This window comes from Microcoleus sp. MON2_D5, assembly GCF_036701905.1.
GTDB lineage: Bacteria > Cyanobacteriota > Cyanobacteriia > Cyanobacteriales > Microcoleaceae > Microcoleus.
In genome coordinates, this window is the sequence record NZ_JAUBRM010000004.1 from 119,959 (window position 1) to 137,611 (window position 17,653).

The window sequence follows — 17,653 nt, forward strand, 5'->3', positions numbered from 1 at the left end:
AAGCCTCCAGAAAGAAACCGCTGACGGGGTGACAATGCAGATGAAACCTTTATGGGCAAAGCGTTAAGGCTCCTGAACCTCCAAAAAGATATCAGCGATTATTCCTGGGCTCATTGACAATTATGATAGTAGCGATCACCGCCGCTCCTTATTCTCCGTTATCTACCCCCGAAAAAGTCGCGATCGCACGCACATATCTTTTTTGAGGCAGAGCAACTCAAACCCTTGTCTAATATGTCTTTCAACTTGCTTGTCACCCCGTCAGAAGAAACCGACTTGCTGCGTAATTCCTAAATAAGTTTGTTTGACAGTCGAAAAAGGGCCAACTTTCAACTAGAGTTCGCTTAAAGATAATATCTAACCGTTGTTACAACCCGGCTTTTTTTAGCCCGCAAAGCCGCTTTCAAAAAGAAAGCAGTTTGATTGTGCAGCAGTCCCTCCCACCAATTTCGCGTCACAAAAGCCGGAATGATCAGCGTTAAATACACTCCCGGTCGCTGCTCTTCAAACAAAGTCAAAAAGTGAGTCAAAGCCTCACCAACAGAACGGTAAGGCGATTCGAGAATTTCCAAAGGAATGTCTGACTGCAAATCTTTCCAAGCTAATTGTAATTTTTCTCGATCTGTCAAACCAATATCTACGTGAACTGCCACAACTTCATCAGCAATTAAACGAGCGTAATCGAGGGCCTCGAAAGTTCCTCGGTGCAACTGCCCGACTAACACCACTGCCGGATGTGTCACCGTCTTAACTTTAGGTCTGCGAAGATAAGACCTCGGTTCTATTCCCTGAATGCTCAAGCGAGCTGCTACATACCGATAGTGCCGGTGAATAGCTAAAAATAGACTGACTACGATCGGAATAGTTACTACGACAACCCAAGCTCCCAAAAGGAATTTTGTAGCGAGAATTACAGCCAAAACTCCCGTTGTTGCCACTGCACCAATACCGTTCATCACAGCACTAACTTGCCAACCTTTGCCTCGTTCCTTAAACCAGTGAATTACCATTCCCGATTGGGAGAGAGTAAAAGAAGTGAAAACTCCAACCGCATACAGGGGAAGCACCGCGCTCGTATTGCCTCGAAAGATGATAATTAAAAGAGCAGCGCAGAAACTGAGCAGATTAATGCCATTAGAATAAACCAGTCGATCGCCCAACAGCGACAACTGCCTGGGCAAGAACCCGTCCCGCGACAAAAAATAACAAAGTCGCGGAAAATCAGCATAACTCGTATTCGCCGCCAACAGCAAAATCAACAGAGTTGCTGCCTGCAAATAGTAATAAAATATACCGACACCAAAAATCTGTTTTCCCAATACAGAAAGGAGCGTTTCATGTTCTGTAGGAATCACCTGATAAATATTACCCAAGTAACTAATTCCCACAAACATCACTCCTAGAATTACCCCCATATAGGTCAAAGTCAGGCTCGCATTTTTCCATTCAGGAGGCTTAAAAGCCAATACCCCGTCTGATATGGCTTCAACTCCTGTCAAGGCCGTACAGCCCGCTGCAAACGCGCGCGCCAGCAGAAATAATCCCAAAGGTTCCTTAGCCGGAATATTTTCTAATGTCGGCAAAACGTGACCTGTTGCCTGTTGATATAAACCCGTGCCAATCAAGATAAAAATTACCACGATAAACGCATAGGTAGGAACCATAAATATATTGCCCGATTCCCGCACGCCCCTGAGATTGGCAAACATGACTAAGACAATAAAAAATAAACACAGTTCCACTCTATACGGTTCCAATCCGGGAAATGCTGAAGTTAAGGCCGCCACCCCAGCCGAAATACTGACTGTTACAGTTAAAATGTAGTCAATCATCAGTGAAGCTGCTGCGACCAAACCGGGATAAATACCTAAGTTTTCTCGCGCCACAATGTAAGCACCGCCACCGTTGGGGTACGCTTTAATTGTCTGTCGGTAAGACAGCGCCACGATCGCCAACAGTAAAATAATAATTCCAGAAATAGGCAGCGATAAACTCAAACTGCTACTCCCCGCTAGTAATAGCACGAGCAGAGTTTCTTGAGTAGCGTAGGCAACAGACGAAAGTGCATCGGAAGCCAGAACAGCTAGTCCTGCAGCGTTGCTTAGGCGTTCATGAACCGATGCGCTAGTGGGGAGAGATTCACCCAGTAAAAATCGCTTGAGTCGAGAATAAGTGGACATTAAAACTCAATATATAGGCGTCCACAAATCATAATCGAAATGGGGACAGTTAGAAGTAATTTTGAGCTCACAAGTTGTAATTCTCTCTCGCTTGTTGAGTCAGCTTCAGCTTGTGTTCGAGAGCGTGCCAATTTTCGGCTTCGATATCGCTGATGAACTCGTCGAGACTGTCGCGGTAAATAGAGAGCGATCGCAGCAATTCCTCTCGATTGTACTTTGCCACCATCACTCCCAGCTCGGGATTGCCGCCGCCAACGCGGCTCGTATCCCGAAAACCAGAACTCGCCAAATGTTGGGCTAAATTAACAATATCCCGATCGCCCTCTCGATCGCACGCAGCAACCAGCGTCGCGCTCGCCATGAGCGGCAAATGAGAAATCCAAGCCACAGCTCGATCGTGTTCTTCCGGCTCACATCGGTAAACTTTAGCACCCAGTAACCGCGCAATTTCCTCCACCTTATCCACCGCAAGCGCCGGCGTCTGGGGAGTCGGCGTCACCACGTAAGGCCGCCCGACAAACAAATCCGGCACCGCCGCCTCGATTCCGCTTTCAGCAGTCCCCGCCATCGGGTGTCCCCCCACAAAGTTCGGCCACAGAGAAGACACAGCCTGCACTATGGGTGTTTTTACGGAACCGACATCCGTTACAATAGTATCCCGGGAAAGATAGGGCACCAACTCTCGGACGATCGGCTCGATCGACCCCAGCGGCGTGCAAATAAAAACTACATCGGCTGCTGCCATTAGAGACAGGTGTATGCTGGCTTCATTGACAACACCGCGAGCTTGCGCCCGAGAGCAAGTCTGCTGCCGGCTCGAAACCCCAAAAACATTAAACCCGCGCGATCGCAAATCCAGCCCGATCGAGCCGCCAATTAAACCCAGTCCTACAATACCGATATTCATAGCAATAAAATGGGGATATTTGATACGGTGCCGCCCCCATGACAGTCGAGGAACTCCTGAAAAAATATGCCGCCGGAGAAAGAAACTTTGCCGGAATCAACCTGACTGAGGCCAACCTCAGCGGCGTCAACTTGAGCGGAGCCAACCTCAAGGGTGCGAATCTGAGTGTAGCAAACCTGAGCGGAGCCAACCTCAGCAAAACCAACCTCATCGGTGCCAAACTCAACATTGCCAGACTCAGTGGCGCCCATCTAGGCGGCGCCGACCTCACCGACGCCGACCTAAACGTCGCTTACCTAGTGCGAGTTGACCTCAAAAAAGCCATACTGATAGGAGCGAAACTGATCAGAGCCGAACTCATTCGAGCCGAACTCAGCGGCGCAAACCTCAGCGGCGCAAACCTCAGCGGCGCCACCCTCACCGAAGCCACCCTTCGAGGAGCCAACCTCGCTCAAGCCAACCTTCGAGGCGCTCATCTCAGTGGCGCGTGCTTGACAGAAGCCAACCTCGAACAAGCCAACCTGCAAGGCGCCGACCTCAGCCGAGCCGACCTCAGCGGCGCAGACTTGCGAGGCACAGAACTGAGACAAGCCAACCTCACTCAAGCCGTACTCAGCGGCGCCGACCTCAGCGGCGTCAATTTGCGCTGGGCAATCCTCAGCGGCTGCAATCTCCGCTGGGCCGACCTGAGCGAAGCCAAATTGAGCGGTGCCGACCTCAGCCGAGCCGACCTCTGTCACGCCGACCTGTCAAATGCCAGTTTAGTTCACGCCGACCTGACAAATGCCTATCTGATCCGCGCCGACTGGATTGGAGCCGACTTAACCGGAGCCACCTTAACCGGAGCCAAACTCCACGCAGTTTCGCGGCTCGGCATCAAAACCGAAGGCATGACCTGCAAGTGGGTCGATCTGAGCCCCAACGGCGACCACAGCCAAATTTACTGGTTGAACTCCGGAGGAACCCACGAATTTTTTCACGAAACCTTGCCCACAGTTCGGATTGTGATTGACTCGCCCTTAGACCAAGGCGCTCATTTTGCTCTAGCTGCAACTTATTACCAAATTGCCCAACAATACCCGAGTTTAAGTCAGCCTCCCACGATCGAAGTCAGCTCCAGGCGCACCGTACTCGCATTTAAAATGGACAGCGACGATAAATTATTTGCCACCGCTTACGTTGCCATCATTCCTTTTAACGACGCCGCCATCACTCAAAAAAACCTGATCGCTTTGATGAAAATGATTCAATCTCACGATGCAGGCAAGCTTAACGTCAAAGAATCTAAACACGTCCAGTTATGCAGCAAAGCTCTCAACCAAGCTATTAGCAAAGTAGACCAAATCAAAATTTCCAGTTCTTTTCCAAAAATCGGCGAAAGCATCAATTTTTTTCAGATTCCTACACAGATGATCTTAATTAATTCGCGCGACCAAAGACTCAGCGTATATCACCACCCAGGCTTCGGCAAGCGCCTGATTAAAAAATACGAGCCGAGCAACTCAACCTCGGGTAAGTTAGCCGAAAGCACAAAATTAGGTCAAGCTAATATCACTAGCATTTTGGATTTTATAAAAGGGTTCCATAATATAGATGTCTAGGCATATTGCATCAAGTTACAAAAAATGCTTATTCTAGTTTAAAGGTTGGCACAACAAAGCTTTGTTCTAGCTAACACATCAGGGAAATTGAAAAGCATGGATGCCCAAGAACTCATCACCAAATATGCCGCAGGAGAAAGAGACTTTACTGCTATCCTCCTTTGCGAGGCAAATCTCAGCAGGATCGATCTCAGCGGGGCTAATTTCAGTGAGGCAATCTTGAGCCTGACTAACATGAGCGGCACCAATTTGTCAAACGCCAACATGAGAAAAGCCAAACTCAATGTTGCCAGACTCAGCGGTGCCAATCTCTACAAAGCCAACCTCAGCGGCGCTATCCTCAACGTGGCAAACTTGATTCGAGCCGACCTCAGAGAAGCCCAACTCGTCGAAGCTACAATGATCAGATCCGAACTGATCCGAGCAGACCTCAGCAGTGCCAACTTGACCGGTGCAAATCTCAGCGAAGCAGATTTGAGAGAAGCAACCCTCAGAGAAGCCAATCTAGAGCAAGCCGACCTCAGCGGGGCTCACCTGAGAGGCGCTTCCCTAATAGCGGCCAACTTGGAACGGGCAAACTTGCACAGAGCCGACCTCAGCAGGGCAGACTTGCGAGGAGTCAACCTCTGCAATGCCGAACTCAGACAAGCTAATCTGTCTCAGGCAAACCTCAGTGGCGCTGACTTGCGAGGCGCTAATCTCCGGTGGGCTGACCTCAGCGGAGCGAACCTGAGCGGTGCTGACCTCGATGAAGCGAGATTGAGCGGGGCCAACTTGTACGGGGCAAATTTGAGCAATGTCAACCTGTTGAACGCTACTCTGGTACACGCGGATTTGACTCAAGCGAATTTGATTCACGCTGATTGGGTGGGCGCCGATTTGACGGGGGCGGCCTTGACGGGGGCAAAAATTTACGCGGTGTCTAGGTTTGATGTGAAAGCAGATGACATTACCTGCGATTGGGTTGACCTCAGTCCTAACGGCGATCGCAGCCACATTCAGCGCTTTACCCCAGAAGAATCTCAAAGGTTTTTCAATGCTACACCACCGACAGTTCAAATTATTGTCGATCGACCCCTCGACCCCGATGCTAACTTTGTCCTTGCAGCTACCTACCGCCAAATTGCCCGTCAATACCCTGCTTTGAGCCATCCTCCCAGTATCGAAGTTAATTCCAGACGCACAATCATATCATTTAAAATAGAGCAGGACGAGCAACTATTTCCCACAGCTTTCGTTGCGATTCTTCCCTTTAGTGATGCAGCATTTACTCAGAAAAATTTGATTACTCTGATCAAGATGATTCAACCCCAAAGTGGTAATAACCTGGGCGTCAGAGTCTCTAATATGGTAGTGCAATTAAACGTAGCTCTGACCAAAGCAATGAGAAAAATAGGGGAAATGAAAATTCAGCCGATTCGCCTCGATCGCGAACCGATGTCAAGTTTTTTCCAATCGCCTACCCAAACTGTACTGGCTAACTCCAGCGCCGAAACTTTGATGATTCACTATCACCCAGATTTTGGCAGAAACTTGACAAATTTGCCCGGAGTCAACAAAACGTCTATCAGTCCTGGAATTAAAGCCCAAAGATTTACCACCCCGCCGCTAAATACGGTCATTGAGTTTGTCAAAAGCTTTTATCAGCTCGGTGAGTAAATACTATAAATTAATTTGATATCATTTCTATTCATGCCATATAAAAGTTAGCCAATTGCCATTTCATTAAAGAAAAAAATGGAAGCTGAAGAACTGCTCAAACGATTTGCACTCGTCAAGAGATACACAGAAGGTGACAGAGATTTCACAGGAATCAACCTGAATGAAGCTAATCTCAGCCGCATCAACCTCAGCCAATCAATTTTAAGGCGGGCTAGCTTATTTGTAACCAACCTCAGCGGCGCTAACTTGAGCGACGCTAACTTGAGCGAAGCTAACCTGAATGTGGCGAGACTCAGTAGCACTAATCTTTCGCGGGCAATCTTAAACGGGGCTACTATCAACGTAGCAAACTTAGTGAGAGCCGATTTAAGTGCAGCTCAATTAATCCGAGCATCCCTGATTAGAAGCGAATTAGTCCGCTGCGAACTCAGCAAAACTAACTTCAGCGGCGCAAACCTGACTGAAGCAGATTTAAGAGAGGTAAAACTGACGGAAGCTAACCTGTGCGGTGCTAATCTTTCCGGTGCAAATCTCAGAGGTGCTTCGGCTGCTTCAGCTAACTTTCAAGAAGCTAACTTACACGGCGCAGATTTGACGAAAGCAGAACTTAGCGGCGTCAATTTGAGCAATGCCGATATGAGACAAGCTTCGTTGCAACAGGTGAATCTCAGCAGTGCCAATTTGAGTGGAGCTAACCTCAAATGGGCTGATTTGACGGGAGCTAACCTCAACGGCGCCGATCTGAGCTGTGCTAAATTGAGCGGAGCTAACCTTAACGGAGCAGATTTAAGAAATACTAATTTAGGAAATGCTAGTTTCGTTCACGCTGATTTGACAGAAACAAATTTGATTAATGCAGATTGGGTGGGCGCTGATTTGAGGGGAGCAACTTTAACAGGAGCAAAACTGTATTTGGTTCCTCGGTGTGGTATCATTGCAGAGGATATTACTTGCCAGTGGGTTGACCTCAGCCCCGCAGGCGATCGCACTCAGATTCAACAATTTAATTCGCCGTCAGAATCGAGAAAATTTTTAAACCACACGCCGGGGTTAGTGCAAATTGTGGTTGACGCACTTTTAGACTACTCAGCAAACAGCACTTTAGCCACAGTTTACAGCGAAATAGCTCGGCATTACCGGGCAATGAATTTTCCTCCTAATATTGAAGTCGGCTACCGCCGCACAACTCTAACTTTTAGATTTGAGAGCGATGAGCATTTATTGCCAGCAGCTTTTTTAGCGATTATTCCTTTTAAGGATGCTGTACAAACTCAGAGAAATATTATGGTTATCGGCAAAAATATCGAAAGTCAAAATTTGGAGGAGAAACGCATAGTGCAGTTGCGTAAAGCATTGAGTACAGCTACAAATAAGTTAAATGAGTTGATGGATTTGCTCTCTAATATATCACGGGTTAGTCAGCCAACAAAGTTTTTTGAGTCACCTACCCAAACAATTTTAATTAGTTCGGGACAGGAAAGTTTGATGGTGAATTCTCACGGGAATTTTGGGAAGGGAGGTGCAAGTCATCAGCCGAGTAAATTCAGTTTGCCTCTCGGTCAAAAAGTAGTTGATTTTCTTGCCAGTTTTGATTATAAGGAATACCCTGAAAACCCCGTGAATTCAGTCCGGGGATGAAAGGGCGTTGCAGGATTTATCCTGCCTGTTCTCTTTACCTCAATCCTGAATCTAAAATCCAATCTGTTTAATTCAAAAAACTTTCTTAAAAAGTTGGACAAGACGGGACAATATGGTAGACTAAGACAGTCAAGGTTAAACTCCTTTGTCATAGTGAAACAGGACATGAGACACACTTTTAGACATGAACTGGGGGACAAAGTGCGGCGAAAACACTCTAAACAGCCGAAACCGAAAATGTAGGTTTCAATCCAGCAAACATAAACTTGTCTACTGGGAATTGTTAAGTAGGGTAGGGCATACCCAAACTCTAGATAAATATTCTAGTACGCTTTTGGAGATAGATCCGCTGGGGTGTTTCTGAATTGGACTCGTCAATTGGTGGTACTCCACGGTTGAAAAGTTTAAGTATTGCCGTGAGGACAGAACATTTTAAGGTCAGTCGCTGAATTAAGAATCCTCTCGGCTTCAGCCAGGGGAGTGTCAAGTTGAGTGAGAAATGTCAATTTTAAAACCGATTGATTGAGGTAGAAGTCCACAACTCATTGCTCCGCTTCCTGCGATCGCACTCCGAGCCGCACTGGCCACACCATTTAACGATGGCGCGGCTCGTGGCGCGGGCTTTGCGCTTGGGGCGCAGCGCTCTGATCCAAACAGGGCTTCCCGCTGGAGCTTACCGACAGCGGTATCGAGTCAGCTATTTGATGCCGGTTTTGATGTGGCCGGAGCCTGTGATTTTAGTGGCGCCGACACCGCTGATCGAGCATTTGAGAGCTGTGGAAATTCCGCGTTTGCAAGAGTGGCTGCAAACAGAGGGGTCGATCGAGACTTATTCGGATCGTGCCACGGGGCGAGGATTGATGCTAGCCGATCCAGAGTCTTGGCTGGCGGCTCGCTTGGCGGGGAATTCGCAACTTCACAGGAATATTCCGACAATTATCGACGGTGTGGATGACTTGGAAGTTTGGACGCGCCAGCAATTGACGGCGGGTTTGCAACCGGCTGATTGGAATGATTTAATGCAATCTCAGCCTTTGGAAGCCGATGCAATCCTCCAAGGGCGGGTAATGCTAACGCGGGCTTTCTTTCGGCATCCGGCGAAACCAGAGGAGTGCTATTTGCTGGAAACGGCAGAGCAAAATATTTTGCAGGGGCTGTTTGAAAAAATCGAGCCAAACCCCCTAATTCCGGCTGCTTGGAGCAATTTTTGGCAGCGGTGGGAAGCAAACGGAAAACTGCGGTGGGCGCAAATTCATCGGGAGGCTGGGTCATTTTCTCTTTACTGCGCGCCGGTGCAGGTGGGGGAGGTTTTGAGCAAAATTTGGGACGATCAGCCGGTGGTGTTGATTGGTGGGGCGGTGGATGTGGAACCGAAGGCTCCGATTTTCCGGGAAATGCTGGGGCTTCCAGAATTGACGAGCGTTAAGTTTTCGCCCGATCGACAAAGTGAATTAATTCAACTGTACATTCCCAACTGGCTGCCGCTGCCGAATACGCCGGAATTTCAGGGTGTTTTAATTGAAGAAATTCGGACTTTGCTGTTGATGAGCGCGTCGGTGGCGGGTTTAACTGTGCTGATAGTTGGTGATGTACCGCTGAGGGCTCGGCTGGCGGCGATTTTGGCTTCTGAGTTCGGTTCTCGGGTGCAGGTAGAAAAAACAGATGTGGGCGAGAATGCGATTTTGGTGACTGGGTGGGAGTTTTGGCGGGAACATCAGGGGGAATTGAGGGCGCCTCACTTGCTGGCGATCGCAACTTTGCCGCTACCTTCTTTGGAGAATCCTTTGGTGACGGCGCGTGTGGCTTATTATAAGGAACGGCGCAAGGATTGGTTTCGGTTGTATTTGCTGCCGGCGGCGCTCAATGAGTTGCAGCGGGCGATCGCGCCGGTGCGAGAACGTCAAGGGGTTGTGGCGATTTTTGACAGCAGGGTAATTCACCGCAGTTACGGACAGCAGGTTTTAGCGGCTTTGAGTCCTTTTGCGAGGATTGATTATTTGGATACAACTTGGCTGACGCAGGCTTGAGATGACCTGTTGGCGTATAATTTGGTTAGGTATCCAGTTGAAATCTAATTTAGTAGACAAAGATTATGGGTGAATCTAAGCGTCGCAAAGAGGCGATCGGCGACGAATACGGTAAAGAAGAACGCATCGTTTCCTGGCTGCCAATCACGAAAACCCAAAGCGAAGATTTTGTCAAGTGGACAAGTCGCGGAAGCTGGATCGGGATTAGCATTTTGGTGGCTTGGTGGGTGTTAGTGCGATTTGTCGGCCCAGCGGCGGGTTGGTGGCAGGTTAACTGATGCCAGACTCGACAAATGCCTGTATTCTTGGCATTGTGTCGAGTTTAACTGGGAAACAAGCTGCTGAATTTTTAGGAAAATTTTAGTTGCGAATTTTGACTTGGTATGGTATATTAATTATCTGCGGGCAATTAGCACAGTGGTAGCGCACTTCCTTCACACGGAAGGGGTCACAGGTTCAAATCCTGTATTGCCCATATTTTTCACTAAAACTAACCAACATTTTTCACAGCTCAGATTTAAGGTTGCGCCGCTTTTATATAGTTTTTACAGCATCCATTACCCCAAGAAATAATAATGGCTATTGGAAATGACTTTGTTGAAAGCTTACAAAAAGCCAGAGTTTTGCAAAAATCTATAACTCGCTCAGTCAAAGACTTGATTAAGGACTTTCAGAGCGGAAAAATTGTTGTACCATCCTACCAACGAACTTTTGTTTGGGATATCCCTAAGCAATGTCGTTTTATTGAATCGGTTTTTATGGATGTGCCAATTCCATCTATATTTTTACTTGAAAAGTTTGATGAAGAAAAAGATGAAAGATTGTGTGAAGTAATTGATGGAGTTCAACGACTAACCACTTTGGCGCATTTTAGTAACGGAACTTTGAAGTTAACAAATCTTATAACGTTACCCGACCTAAACCAATTTACTTATACGTCTCTACCACCGAAAATCAGCAGCCTTTTTTTAGAGCGTCAAATCAATACAATTGTTATTGAAACTGGGACACAGCCTGAAATACAATTTGAAGTTTTTGGACGACTTAATCAAGGCTCAGTTTCTCTTAATTCACAAGAATTAAGAAATTGTATGTTTCATGGTGAATTCAATGATTTTTTAAATCATTGTAGTCATTCTATCTTATACAGAGAATTATTATCACCTTTTCCTAAGTTCAAGCCAGTAAGAGAAGGCAAGCCAGATCCAAACAGGATGCTTGATGTTGAACTAATTCTAAGATTTTTTGCTTTTTATGAACTTTACAAGCCAGAATCAAAGCAATATCCTGAAGCGAGAGGTGAAACGCTTAATAATTATATGAGGCGAAGAAAACCTAATGCGGATAAAAACTTGTTGCCACAAGTAAATTTAAGAGCCAACGAGGAGCTTCAATCTTTATTTGAGAAAGTGTTACGAATGGTTAAAATCACCTTCAACGAGAAACAGTTTAGAAATTTTAGCGTTAAAACCGATAAAGCTCAGTTTTCTCCACTTCTTAATCAAGCTATTTTCGATGTTCAAATGCAAGGTTTTGTTGATTATAGAATAACCGATATACAGAACAAAACTGACATTATCTATGAAGCATTTCTTGATATATGTTCTTATGATCGTAATTTTATAGATGCAGTTTCACAGAGGACTGATTCAACACTAAATGAACGTATAGGAATTTGGAAAAATAAGCTGAGTCAAGTTATCGAAAATTCGCACTCATATTATGAAAAGCTAAAGCTGAAGCGACAACTGTTTAACTCTAATCCAATATGTAGTTTTTCAGATAAAAGAATTGAAACAATTGATGAAGCAGATTTTGTAGATGGGATGCTTTACCATAGATGTTCTTCTCCATCCCTTACCCAGAAAGAAATACAGCCAAGAAAAAGAACTACAGTGAATTCGCCTACAAAATTTTATCTGAGTGGTTCGCTCTATGAATCTGATAATATATTAGAGGCTATTGAGATCATTATAGATTTTATAGTGGATAGAATTAAAGAAGATGAATACTCAATCAGTCGATTAGCTTCTTTAAGCTTTGTTGGAACTCATATGGAGTTGAGTGATAAATCAAATAGAGAACTAAAGAAGTTTAAGCCACTTGGTATCGAAAATTCAAATTCTAAAAAATTATATATTGATGTTAGTGGTGGCCGAACCGAAAATGTGCAGAATGTAACAGAAATAGCATCACTTTTTAGTTTTATGAGTGAATTTAAATTTGTCGAATAGTGAGATTATATTATCACCTTCCCTGTATCCACCAAATCGACAGAAATGGCAATGCGAGGCATCTCCTGCTTCTTGAAACTGCCACCAATTTTATTCTTGTTTAATGCCTGATACTCTCTTTGTTTTTACCATTTTTATACCAATCCCTATAGAGGCATAGAGGCAAAGTTATGATCCAAATAATTCTGAACTCAGAACAAGAAAATTTACTGCAACAACACTTAGAGACAGGGAAATATACAACCCCCGATCAGGTAATTACTGATGCTTTAAAAGCTTTGTCAGAAAAACAGCATCTTAATCAACCTCGGCAAGTAGTAACGATTCTTTCAGGAAAAACTGCACAAGATTTACTAGCAGAAAAAATCAAAATCAGCCGAGAACTTAAGAAGAGTTATCAGCCCGATCTGCACAAACAAGCTTTAGCTGAAGATTTTAGCAACTTATGTGAAGAAACCCAGGCTTTACACGCGGATCATCCTTTAACTGATGAAGAAATTGCCGAAGAAATTGCAGCTTATCGGAGAGGAGAATGAGAGTTGTTATAGATACTAATATTTTAGTATCTGCGGCGATTGCTGGAAGAAAACCAGCTTCTGTTATTACCTGGGTTATCAATCAACCTGATTATGAATGGGTAGTGTCAGAAGAAATTTTAGCAGAGTATCTGGAGGTATTAAGTAGACGAAAACTAAAATTAACAGATGTTCAGAAAGAAAGATGGTTGGATTTGATTCAATGTTCAACCAAACTCATTGATGTCTCTATAGAAATTGATTTCCCGAGAGATCAAAAAGATGCTAAGTTTATTGCTTGTGCACTCTCTGCTAATGCTGATTTTTTAATTACAGGCGATCGCGATTTTACTGAAGTTCAGAGTTTAGAGAATACGTTAATTATTTCTGTTTCTATGTTTGCAGAATCGATCGTGAATTAGACACTCTTCAACAAGGTCAAAACAGCCGATCGCCCAAAACTTCACTTCTATACTACATCTATGCTACACTAATATCGTAGCTCGTGCCCCCGCAGGAGGTTTCCTCATGGCAAATGCCAATATTCCTCAAAATTTCAACTTAATCCTACCCACAGGAACCCAAATTGTCACCAGAATCGAGGTCAAAAACCCCGCCAGTGACCAATCTTGGAAACCGGGATTAGTAGGCGTCATCGTTCAATCGCCTACGGACAATTCCCACGCATATTTAGTCAAACTCCCAGACGGAACAGAAGTTAGTCTGCAGCGGCACGAACTCAGCATCCGCAAGCAGTTTCAGAGCGAAGGATTGCAGTCAGGAGGAGATTTTCTTGCAGAATACAACCTCTATGATTCTGTAATTTACCGCTGCATTCTTGGTTCGAGAGCTTATGGTCTTGATAACGAGCAATCCGATACAGACAGACGCGGGATTTACCTGCCGCCCGCAATACTTCATTGGTCGCTTTACGGCATTCCAGAACAATTGGAAAATAAGGAAAATCAGGAATGCTATTGGGAACTGCAAAAGTTTTTGATTTTGGCACTAAAAGCTAATCCAAATGTGCTAGAATGTTTGTACACCCCTTTAGTAGAAACTCTTTCTCCTGTCGCACAAGAATTGCTGGAAATTCGGGAAATCTTTCTTTCTCAATTGGTTTACCAAACTTACAATAGCTACGTTTTGTCTCAATTTAAAAAAATGGAGCAAGACCTCCGCAATACCGGAGAAATTCGTTGGAAGCACGCCATGCACTTAATTCGCTTGCTGCTGTCAGGAATTACGGTGCTCAAGGAGGGGTTTGTGCCTGTTCGGGTGCAGGATTATCGATCGCAACTTTTATCTATCCGCAACCAAGAAATATCGTGGGATGAGGTGAATCGCTGGCGGTTGAGCTTGCACGGTGAGTTCGATCGCGCTTTTGCTGCAACTAAGTTGCCAGAACGTCCTAATTACGAGAAAGCGAACCTATTTTTGATTAAATCTCGTAGAGGTGCGATCGAAATCGGATCTTGAAATCCCTTCTGGTGAAACAAAGCCCGCCTGCATGGACTGGAATAAATGACAGAATACATCTCGAATCTCGCCCAAATTGTCTCCGTTCAACCTTACCGGCTGCTGTTTGCGACTGTCAGCGGTTCGCACTTATACGGCTTTCCTTCCGCAGATTCTGACTTCGACTTGCGGGGAGTACACATTTTGCCACTACCGAAAGTAATTGGACTAATTTCTGGAGAAGAAACAATCGAAGTTTCTGAAGTTCGGGATGGAATGCAACTCGATTTAGTAACTCACGACATCAAGAAATTTTTTGAGTTGCTGTTGAAACGCAACGGCTACGTGCTAGAACAACTGTATTCGCCGCTGATAGTTTACAGTACAAAGGAACACGAGGAATTAAAAGAGCTCGCCTCGAACTGCATCACCAAGCATCACAGCCACCACTATCTCGGTTTTGCTCACAATCAGTGGAAATTGTTTGAGAAAGAACAGCCGCGCCGGGTGAAACCGCTGCTGTATGTTTACCGGGTGTTGCTGACTGGGATTCATTTGATGCAAACGGGGGAGGTAGAGGCAAATTTGGTAAAACTAAATGAAAAATTTCAGTTGTCGTACATTCCCGATTTGATTGCGAGAAAGCTCGGCGGGGAGGAAAAATCGGTGCTGGAAGATGCTGAGATCGAGTTTTATCGACAAGAGCGCGTTCGACTGGTTAATATATTGGTAGATGCAAGCAGTACAAGTCATTTGCCGTCAAATTCGGATGCAAAAGTTCCACTCAATGAACTATTGATTAAGGTGAGAATGTCATCTCTAAGCTGTTCCACGTCTAATTAGTCGTAAGGTGCGTATTGCTGCGGACGGGCGGGACGCCCAGCCCACAAGAGTTTGGTAAAATTTAATGTCGGATTCTGGAGACTATTTTCTCTAACTTCTCGCATCCGGCGGCAGACAAACCAAAATCTCTAATTTCCCCTTCGAGATTTGAAAAACTGCCGAAACCAGCGATATAACCGTTGACTCTTGCTGCTACAGTGGAGTTAACAAACTGAGTGCGATCGAATTCTTGCATCAGTTCCGGTTCCTGACGCAAATAATATTTTTGATGGTAATCCTCAGCCCAATAAAACTGGGTCAAAGGCTGAATTAATGTATAAATTTCGCCGCCATTAGCTTTTTCGCGATCGAGTTTTAGTTCCACACATTGCTTTTGGGATTCAGTGCGATAGAAAACCGCATCCATGTACTGGCGAGACCAACTAGGAGATTGCCGGGGATTGTGACTTCTCCAGAAAATCTCTAGCAGTTCTGCATAGGAAATTTGCGATCGATCGAAATCTATTTCGACCGCTTCAATATGATTCCCTATGTTATGATAAGTCGGGTTGGCTGTAGTCCCGCCCGCATAACCGACGCGAGTTCGCACGACTCCTTCGATAATTCCAAACTGCGCGTCGGGAGACCAAAAACAACCAAGTCCAAAAGTAGCTGTTTCTATTGTTTCTGGTAATTTAGTGTTCATTGGTGGCGGGTTGTGTGAAGAAGATTTTTTTTATTAACCGCAGAGGGCGCAGAGGGCGCAGAGAAAGAGATAAGAGAGAAATGTTGTTTTTGACAAATCACTTAGACTTATTTTTCGTACCTGCGCGGCGTGTAAACCCAAACATCTCCATATTTGCGGGGAATAATCCGAGTCTGACTCGAACCGACAATCACTAAAGTTCTCATGTCGGCGTCTTGCGGCTGGAATTCGCCGAGGGTGCAAACACGCACAGATTGACCCGGCCGGCCGAGGTTTCGCCCCAATATGACGGGGGTTTTAGGATCGCGACTTTGCAACAAAATCTCGATCGCCCTTGAGAGTTGCCAAATCCGCTGTTTCGAGATCGGATTGTAAAATGCGATCGCGAAATCTGCGATCGCAGCGGCCGCAATCCGCTGTTCAATGACCTCCCAAGGCTTGAGAATATCCGAAAGCGAAATCACGCAAAAATCGTGTCCGAGGGGTGCTCCGATCGCAGCAGCGGCCGCCTGCATGGCTGAAATGCCCGGTGCCACCCGAATATCGATGCCTTGCCATTCGGGTTTGGCGTCAAAGTCGATCGCCTCAAACACCGCCGCCGCCATGGCAAAAATACCCGGATCTCCCGACGAAACCACAGCTACAGATTGACCTGATGCTGCTAAATCTAGGGCAAAACGGGCGCGATCGATCTCTTCGCGGTTGTCGGAATCGTGCCGCTTTTGTCCTTCCCGCAGGGTTCCGGCTAAGTCGAGATAGAATTTGTAACCCACCCAATCCGTGGCTTCGCGCAGAATTTCCTTAACCTCCGGGGACATCCAGGGCGCGCCTCCGGGGCCGGTACCGACGATCGCGAGTTTGCCGCGGCTAATTCCGATCGCGCTAGCATTTATGGGTTCGGCGGCCAGGGCGAGCGCGCAATTCACGGATAAAGTGCGATCGCATTCGATTAACTGACTGTTTGCACCTGCTGCTGTCAGGGCAATTTGTGCAGCCTTATTTTCGATGAATTCAATTGAGTCTAATTCCACAAGTTCGGAGAGATTGAAAAAGCGGACGGGGACTTTAAAATATTGTGAAAGTGCTTCAAGTGCCGGATTTCCCATCTCATGTTTTAATGCAAAAAATCCAGCAACAGAAGCTGCTGCTAAATTTGTTTGGGCCAGTAATTCCTGCACGCAATACAGGGCTATTTCTGGCTGAATATTCGATAGGTTCGCGAGTGCAACTGCTGCAATTTGCGGATGGTAAATCAAGCAATCTGGCGCGGGCGCAATTGCTTTTTCGGTGACGCGGATAGTTAATTGGGCGTCGGGGGCGATCGGCAAATTGCTCTCGGAAAGCCAGCTTGCAGCCCCTTCTAGGCGTACTTTGGCCCCGGCGAGCAAATTTGAAATAAAAGTCTTCGCGTCCTCTGGATTCGCCAAAGAATAGCCTTGGGGAGGACTCAGCAGCGCGGTGCGAAACCGGATATCTCCGGTGGTGGTAATTGCAGGCTGTACGCCTAGGGCGGCTGCAATCTCTCTGGCCAAATCATTAACGCCGTGCAAACCCCCCAGCAGCGGTACGACGGCGCTTCCGTCTTCTGCGACGGCTAAAACTGGCGGTTCGGCGCGTTTGTCTGACAGCAGCGGGGCGAGGGTGCGGATGATTATTCCGGCGGCGCAGATGGCGATAATTGGGGTTTCTGTTGCAAATAATTCCCGCAATGTTTCGCCGAAGTTGCTAAAGTTGATGTCTGTGTCGGAAGTGCGATCGATTAAACCGTAAATCTGGGAACCGGGGAAATGTGCGGAGATTTTTTTGGCGATCGGCTGGCTGTTTTGACCTAATATAACTATTGCGGGAGGAATTCGATTCACTGTTTTAATTATGCTTGTGTTTGGATTGGTCTGATTATTTT

Annotated in this window: 14 protein-coding genes and 1 tRNA gene; 11 read left to right on the plus strand and 4 right to left on the minus strand. The window is 46.0% G+C overall.

What is annotated here, in order from left to right; all coding sequences use genetic code 11:
• Window positions 1-344 precede the first annotated feature (344 nt).
• Window positions 345-2,180: an APC family permease gene (locus QUA47_RS02710; RefSeq protein WP_333429615.1), complete on the minus strand. Its 1,836-nt coding sequence runs from the start codon at window positions 2,178-2,180 to the stop codon at window positions 345-347.
• A 67-nt stretch (window positions 2,181-2,247) separates the two neighbouring features.
• Window positions 2,248-3,087 (minus strand): prephenate/arogenate dehydrogenase, encoded by an 840-nt coding sequence (locus QUA47_RS02715; RefSeq protein ID WP_333429616.1) that lies wholly within the window; start codon window positions 3,085-3,087, stop codon window positions 2,248-2,250.
• 38 nt (window positions 3,088-3,125) lie between these two features.
• Between QUA47_RS02715 and QUA47_RS02720 the strand changes: the two genes are divergently transcribed.
• From QUA47_RS02720 to QUA47_RS02770, 11 genes are all read left to right on the plus strand, one after another.
• Entirely contained in the window at window positions 3,126-4,688 is a 1,563-nt protein-coding gene (locus QUA47_RS02720; RefSeq protein WP_190662306.1) for a pentapeptide repeat-containing protein, read from the plus strand.
• Window positions 4,689-4,784: 96 nt separating this feature from the next.
• On the plus strand, window positions 4,785-6,347 hold the full coding sequence (locus tag QUA47_RS02725; protein WP_333218530.1) for a pentapeptide repeat-containing protein: 1,563 nt from the start codon (window positions 4,785-4,787) through the stop codon (window positions 6,345-6,347).
• 78 nt (window positions 6,348-6,425) lie between these two features.
• Complete coding sequence (locus QUA47_RS02730; RefSeq protein ID WP_333429617.1) at window positions 6,426-7,988, plus strand: pentapeptide repeat-containing protein; 1,563 nt, start codon at window positions 6,426-6,428, stop codon at window positions 7,986-7,988.
• Window positions 7,989-8,506: 518 nt separating this feature from the next.
• Window positions 8,507-10,015: a helicase C-terminal domain-containing protein gene (locus QUA47_RS02735; RefSeq protein ID WP_333429618.1), complete on the plus strand. Its 1,509-nt coding sequence runs from the start codon at window positions 8,507-8,509 to the stop codon at window positions 10,013-10,015.
• Window positions 10,016-10,080: 65 nt separating this feature from the next.
• A complete protein-coding gene (locus tag QUA47_RS02740; RefSeq protein ID WP_333429619.1) occupies window positions 10,081-10,293 on the plus strand; it encodes a DUF2839 domain-containing protein in 213 nt (70 codons plus the stop codon).
• A 125-nt stretch (window positions 10,294-10,418) separates the two neighbouring features.
• Window positions 10,419-10,490, plus strand: a tRNA-Val gene (locus QUA47_RS02745).
• Between the two features lie 100 nt (window positions 10,491-10,590).
• Window positions 10,591-12,249, plus strand: coding sequence for a DUF262 domain-containing protein (locus QUA47_RS02750; protein WP_333429620.1), 1,659 nt, complete (start codon window positions 10,591-10,593; stop codon window positions 12,247-12,249).
• A gap of 170 nt (window positions 12,250-12,419) precedes the next feature.
• A complete protein-coding gene (locus tag QUA47_RS02755) occupies window positions 12,420-12,785 on the plus strand; it encodes a hypothetical protein (protein ID WP_333429621.1) in 366 nt (121 codons plus the stop codon).
• Window positions 12,782-13,186, plus strand: a complete 405-nt coding sequence (locus tag QUA47_RS02760; RefSeq protein WP_333429622.1) for a putative toxin-antitoxin system toxin component, PIN family — start codon at window positions 12,782-12,784, stop codon at window positions 13,184-13,186. The genes QUA47_RS02755 and QUA47_RS02760 overlap by 4 nt, the downstream gene beginning before the upstream one ends.
• A gap of 106 nt (window positions 13,187-13,292) precedes the next feature.
• Window positions 13,293-14,243, plus strand: a complete 951-nt coding sequence (locus tag QUA47_RS02765; RefSeq protein WP_333429623.1) for a DNA polymerase beta superfamily protein — start codon at window positions 13,293-13,295, stop codon at window positions 14,241-14,243.
• Between the two features lie 45 nt (window positions 14,244-14,288).
• The gene (locus tag QUA47_RS02770) at window positions 14,289-15,065 is read left to right on the plus strand and encodes a DNA polymerase beta superfamily protein (protein ID WP_333429624.1); all 777 of its coding nucleotides are present in this window, start codon (window positions 14,289-14,291) and stop codon (window positions 15,063-15,065) included.
• A gap of 61 nt (window positions 15,066-15,126) precedes the next feature.
• Here QUA47_RS02770 and msrA read toward each other — a convergent pair whose 3' ends face one another.
• Window positions 15,127-15,750, minus strand: coding sequence for a peptide-methionine (S)-S-oxide reductase MsrA (gene msrA / locus QUA47_RS02775; protein WP_333429625.1), 624 nt, complete (start codon window positions 15,748-15,750; stop codon window positions 15,127-15,129).
• 107 nt (window positions 15,751-15,857) lie between these two features.
• Window positions 15,858-17,612 carry a precorrin-3B C(17)-methyltransferase gene (cobJ, locus tag QUA47_RS02780; RefSeq protein WP_333429626.1) on the minus strand — a complete coding sequence of 585 codons (1,755 nt, stop codon included), beginning with the start codon at window positions 17,610-17,612 and terminating at the stop codon, window positions 15,858-15,860.
• Window positions 17,613-17,653 lie beyond the last annotated feature (41 nt).

Coding starts and splice junctions, on each gene's coding strand:
- QUA47_RS02715 (WP_333429616.1), bottom strand. CDS start 3,087: ATGAATATCGGTATTGTAGGACTGGGTTTAATTGGCGGCTCGATCGGG.
- QUA47_RS02760 (WP_333429622.1), top strand. CDS start 12,782: ATGAGAGTTGTTATAGATACTAATATTTTAGTATCTGCGGCGATTGCT.
- QUA47_RS02750 (WP_333429620.1), top strand. CDS start 10,591: ATGGCTATTGGAAATGACTTTGTTGAAAGCTTACAAAAAGCCAGAGTT.
- QUA47_RS02710 (WP_333429615.1), bottom strand. CDS start 2,180: ATGTCCACTTATTCTCGACTCAAGCGATTTTTACTGGGTGAATCTCTC.
- QUA47_RS02720 (WP_190662306.1), top strand. CDS start 3,126: ATGACAGTCGAGGAACTCCTGAAAAAATATGCCGCCGGAGAAAGAAAC.
- QUA47_RS02725 (WP_333218530.1), top strand. CDS start 4,785: ATGGATGCCCAAGAACTCATCACCAAATATGCCGCAGGAGAAAGAGAC.
- QUA47_RS02755 (WP_333429621.1), top strand. CDS start 12,420: ATGATCCAAATAATTCTGAACTCAGAACAAGAAAATTTACTGCAACAA.
- QUA47_RS02765 (WP_333429623.1), top strand. CDS start 13,293: ATGGCAAATGCCAATATTCCTCAAAATTTCAACTTAATCCTACCCACA.
- QUA47_RS02770 (WP_333429624.1), top strand. CDS start 14,289: ATGACAGAATACATCTCGAATCTCGCCCAAATTGTCTCCGTTCAACCT.
- QUA47_RS02740 (WP_333429619.1), top strand. CDS start 10,081: ATGGGTGAATCTAAGCGTCGCAAAGAGGCGATCGGCGACGAATACGGT.
- msrA (WP_333429625.1), bottom strand. CDS start 15,750: ATGAACACTAAATTACCAGAAACAATAGAAACAGCTACTTTTGGACTT.
- QUA47_RS02730 (WP_333429617.1), top strand. CDS start 6,426: ATGGAAGCTGAAGAACTGCTCAAACGATTTGCACTCGTCAAGAGATAC.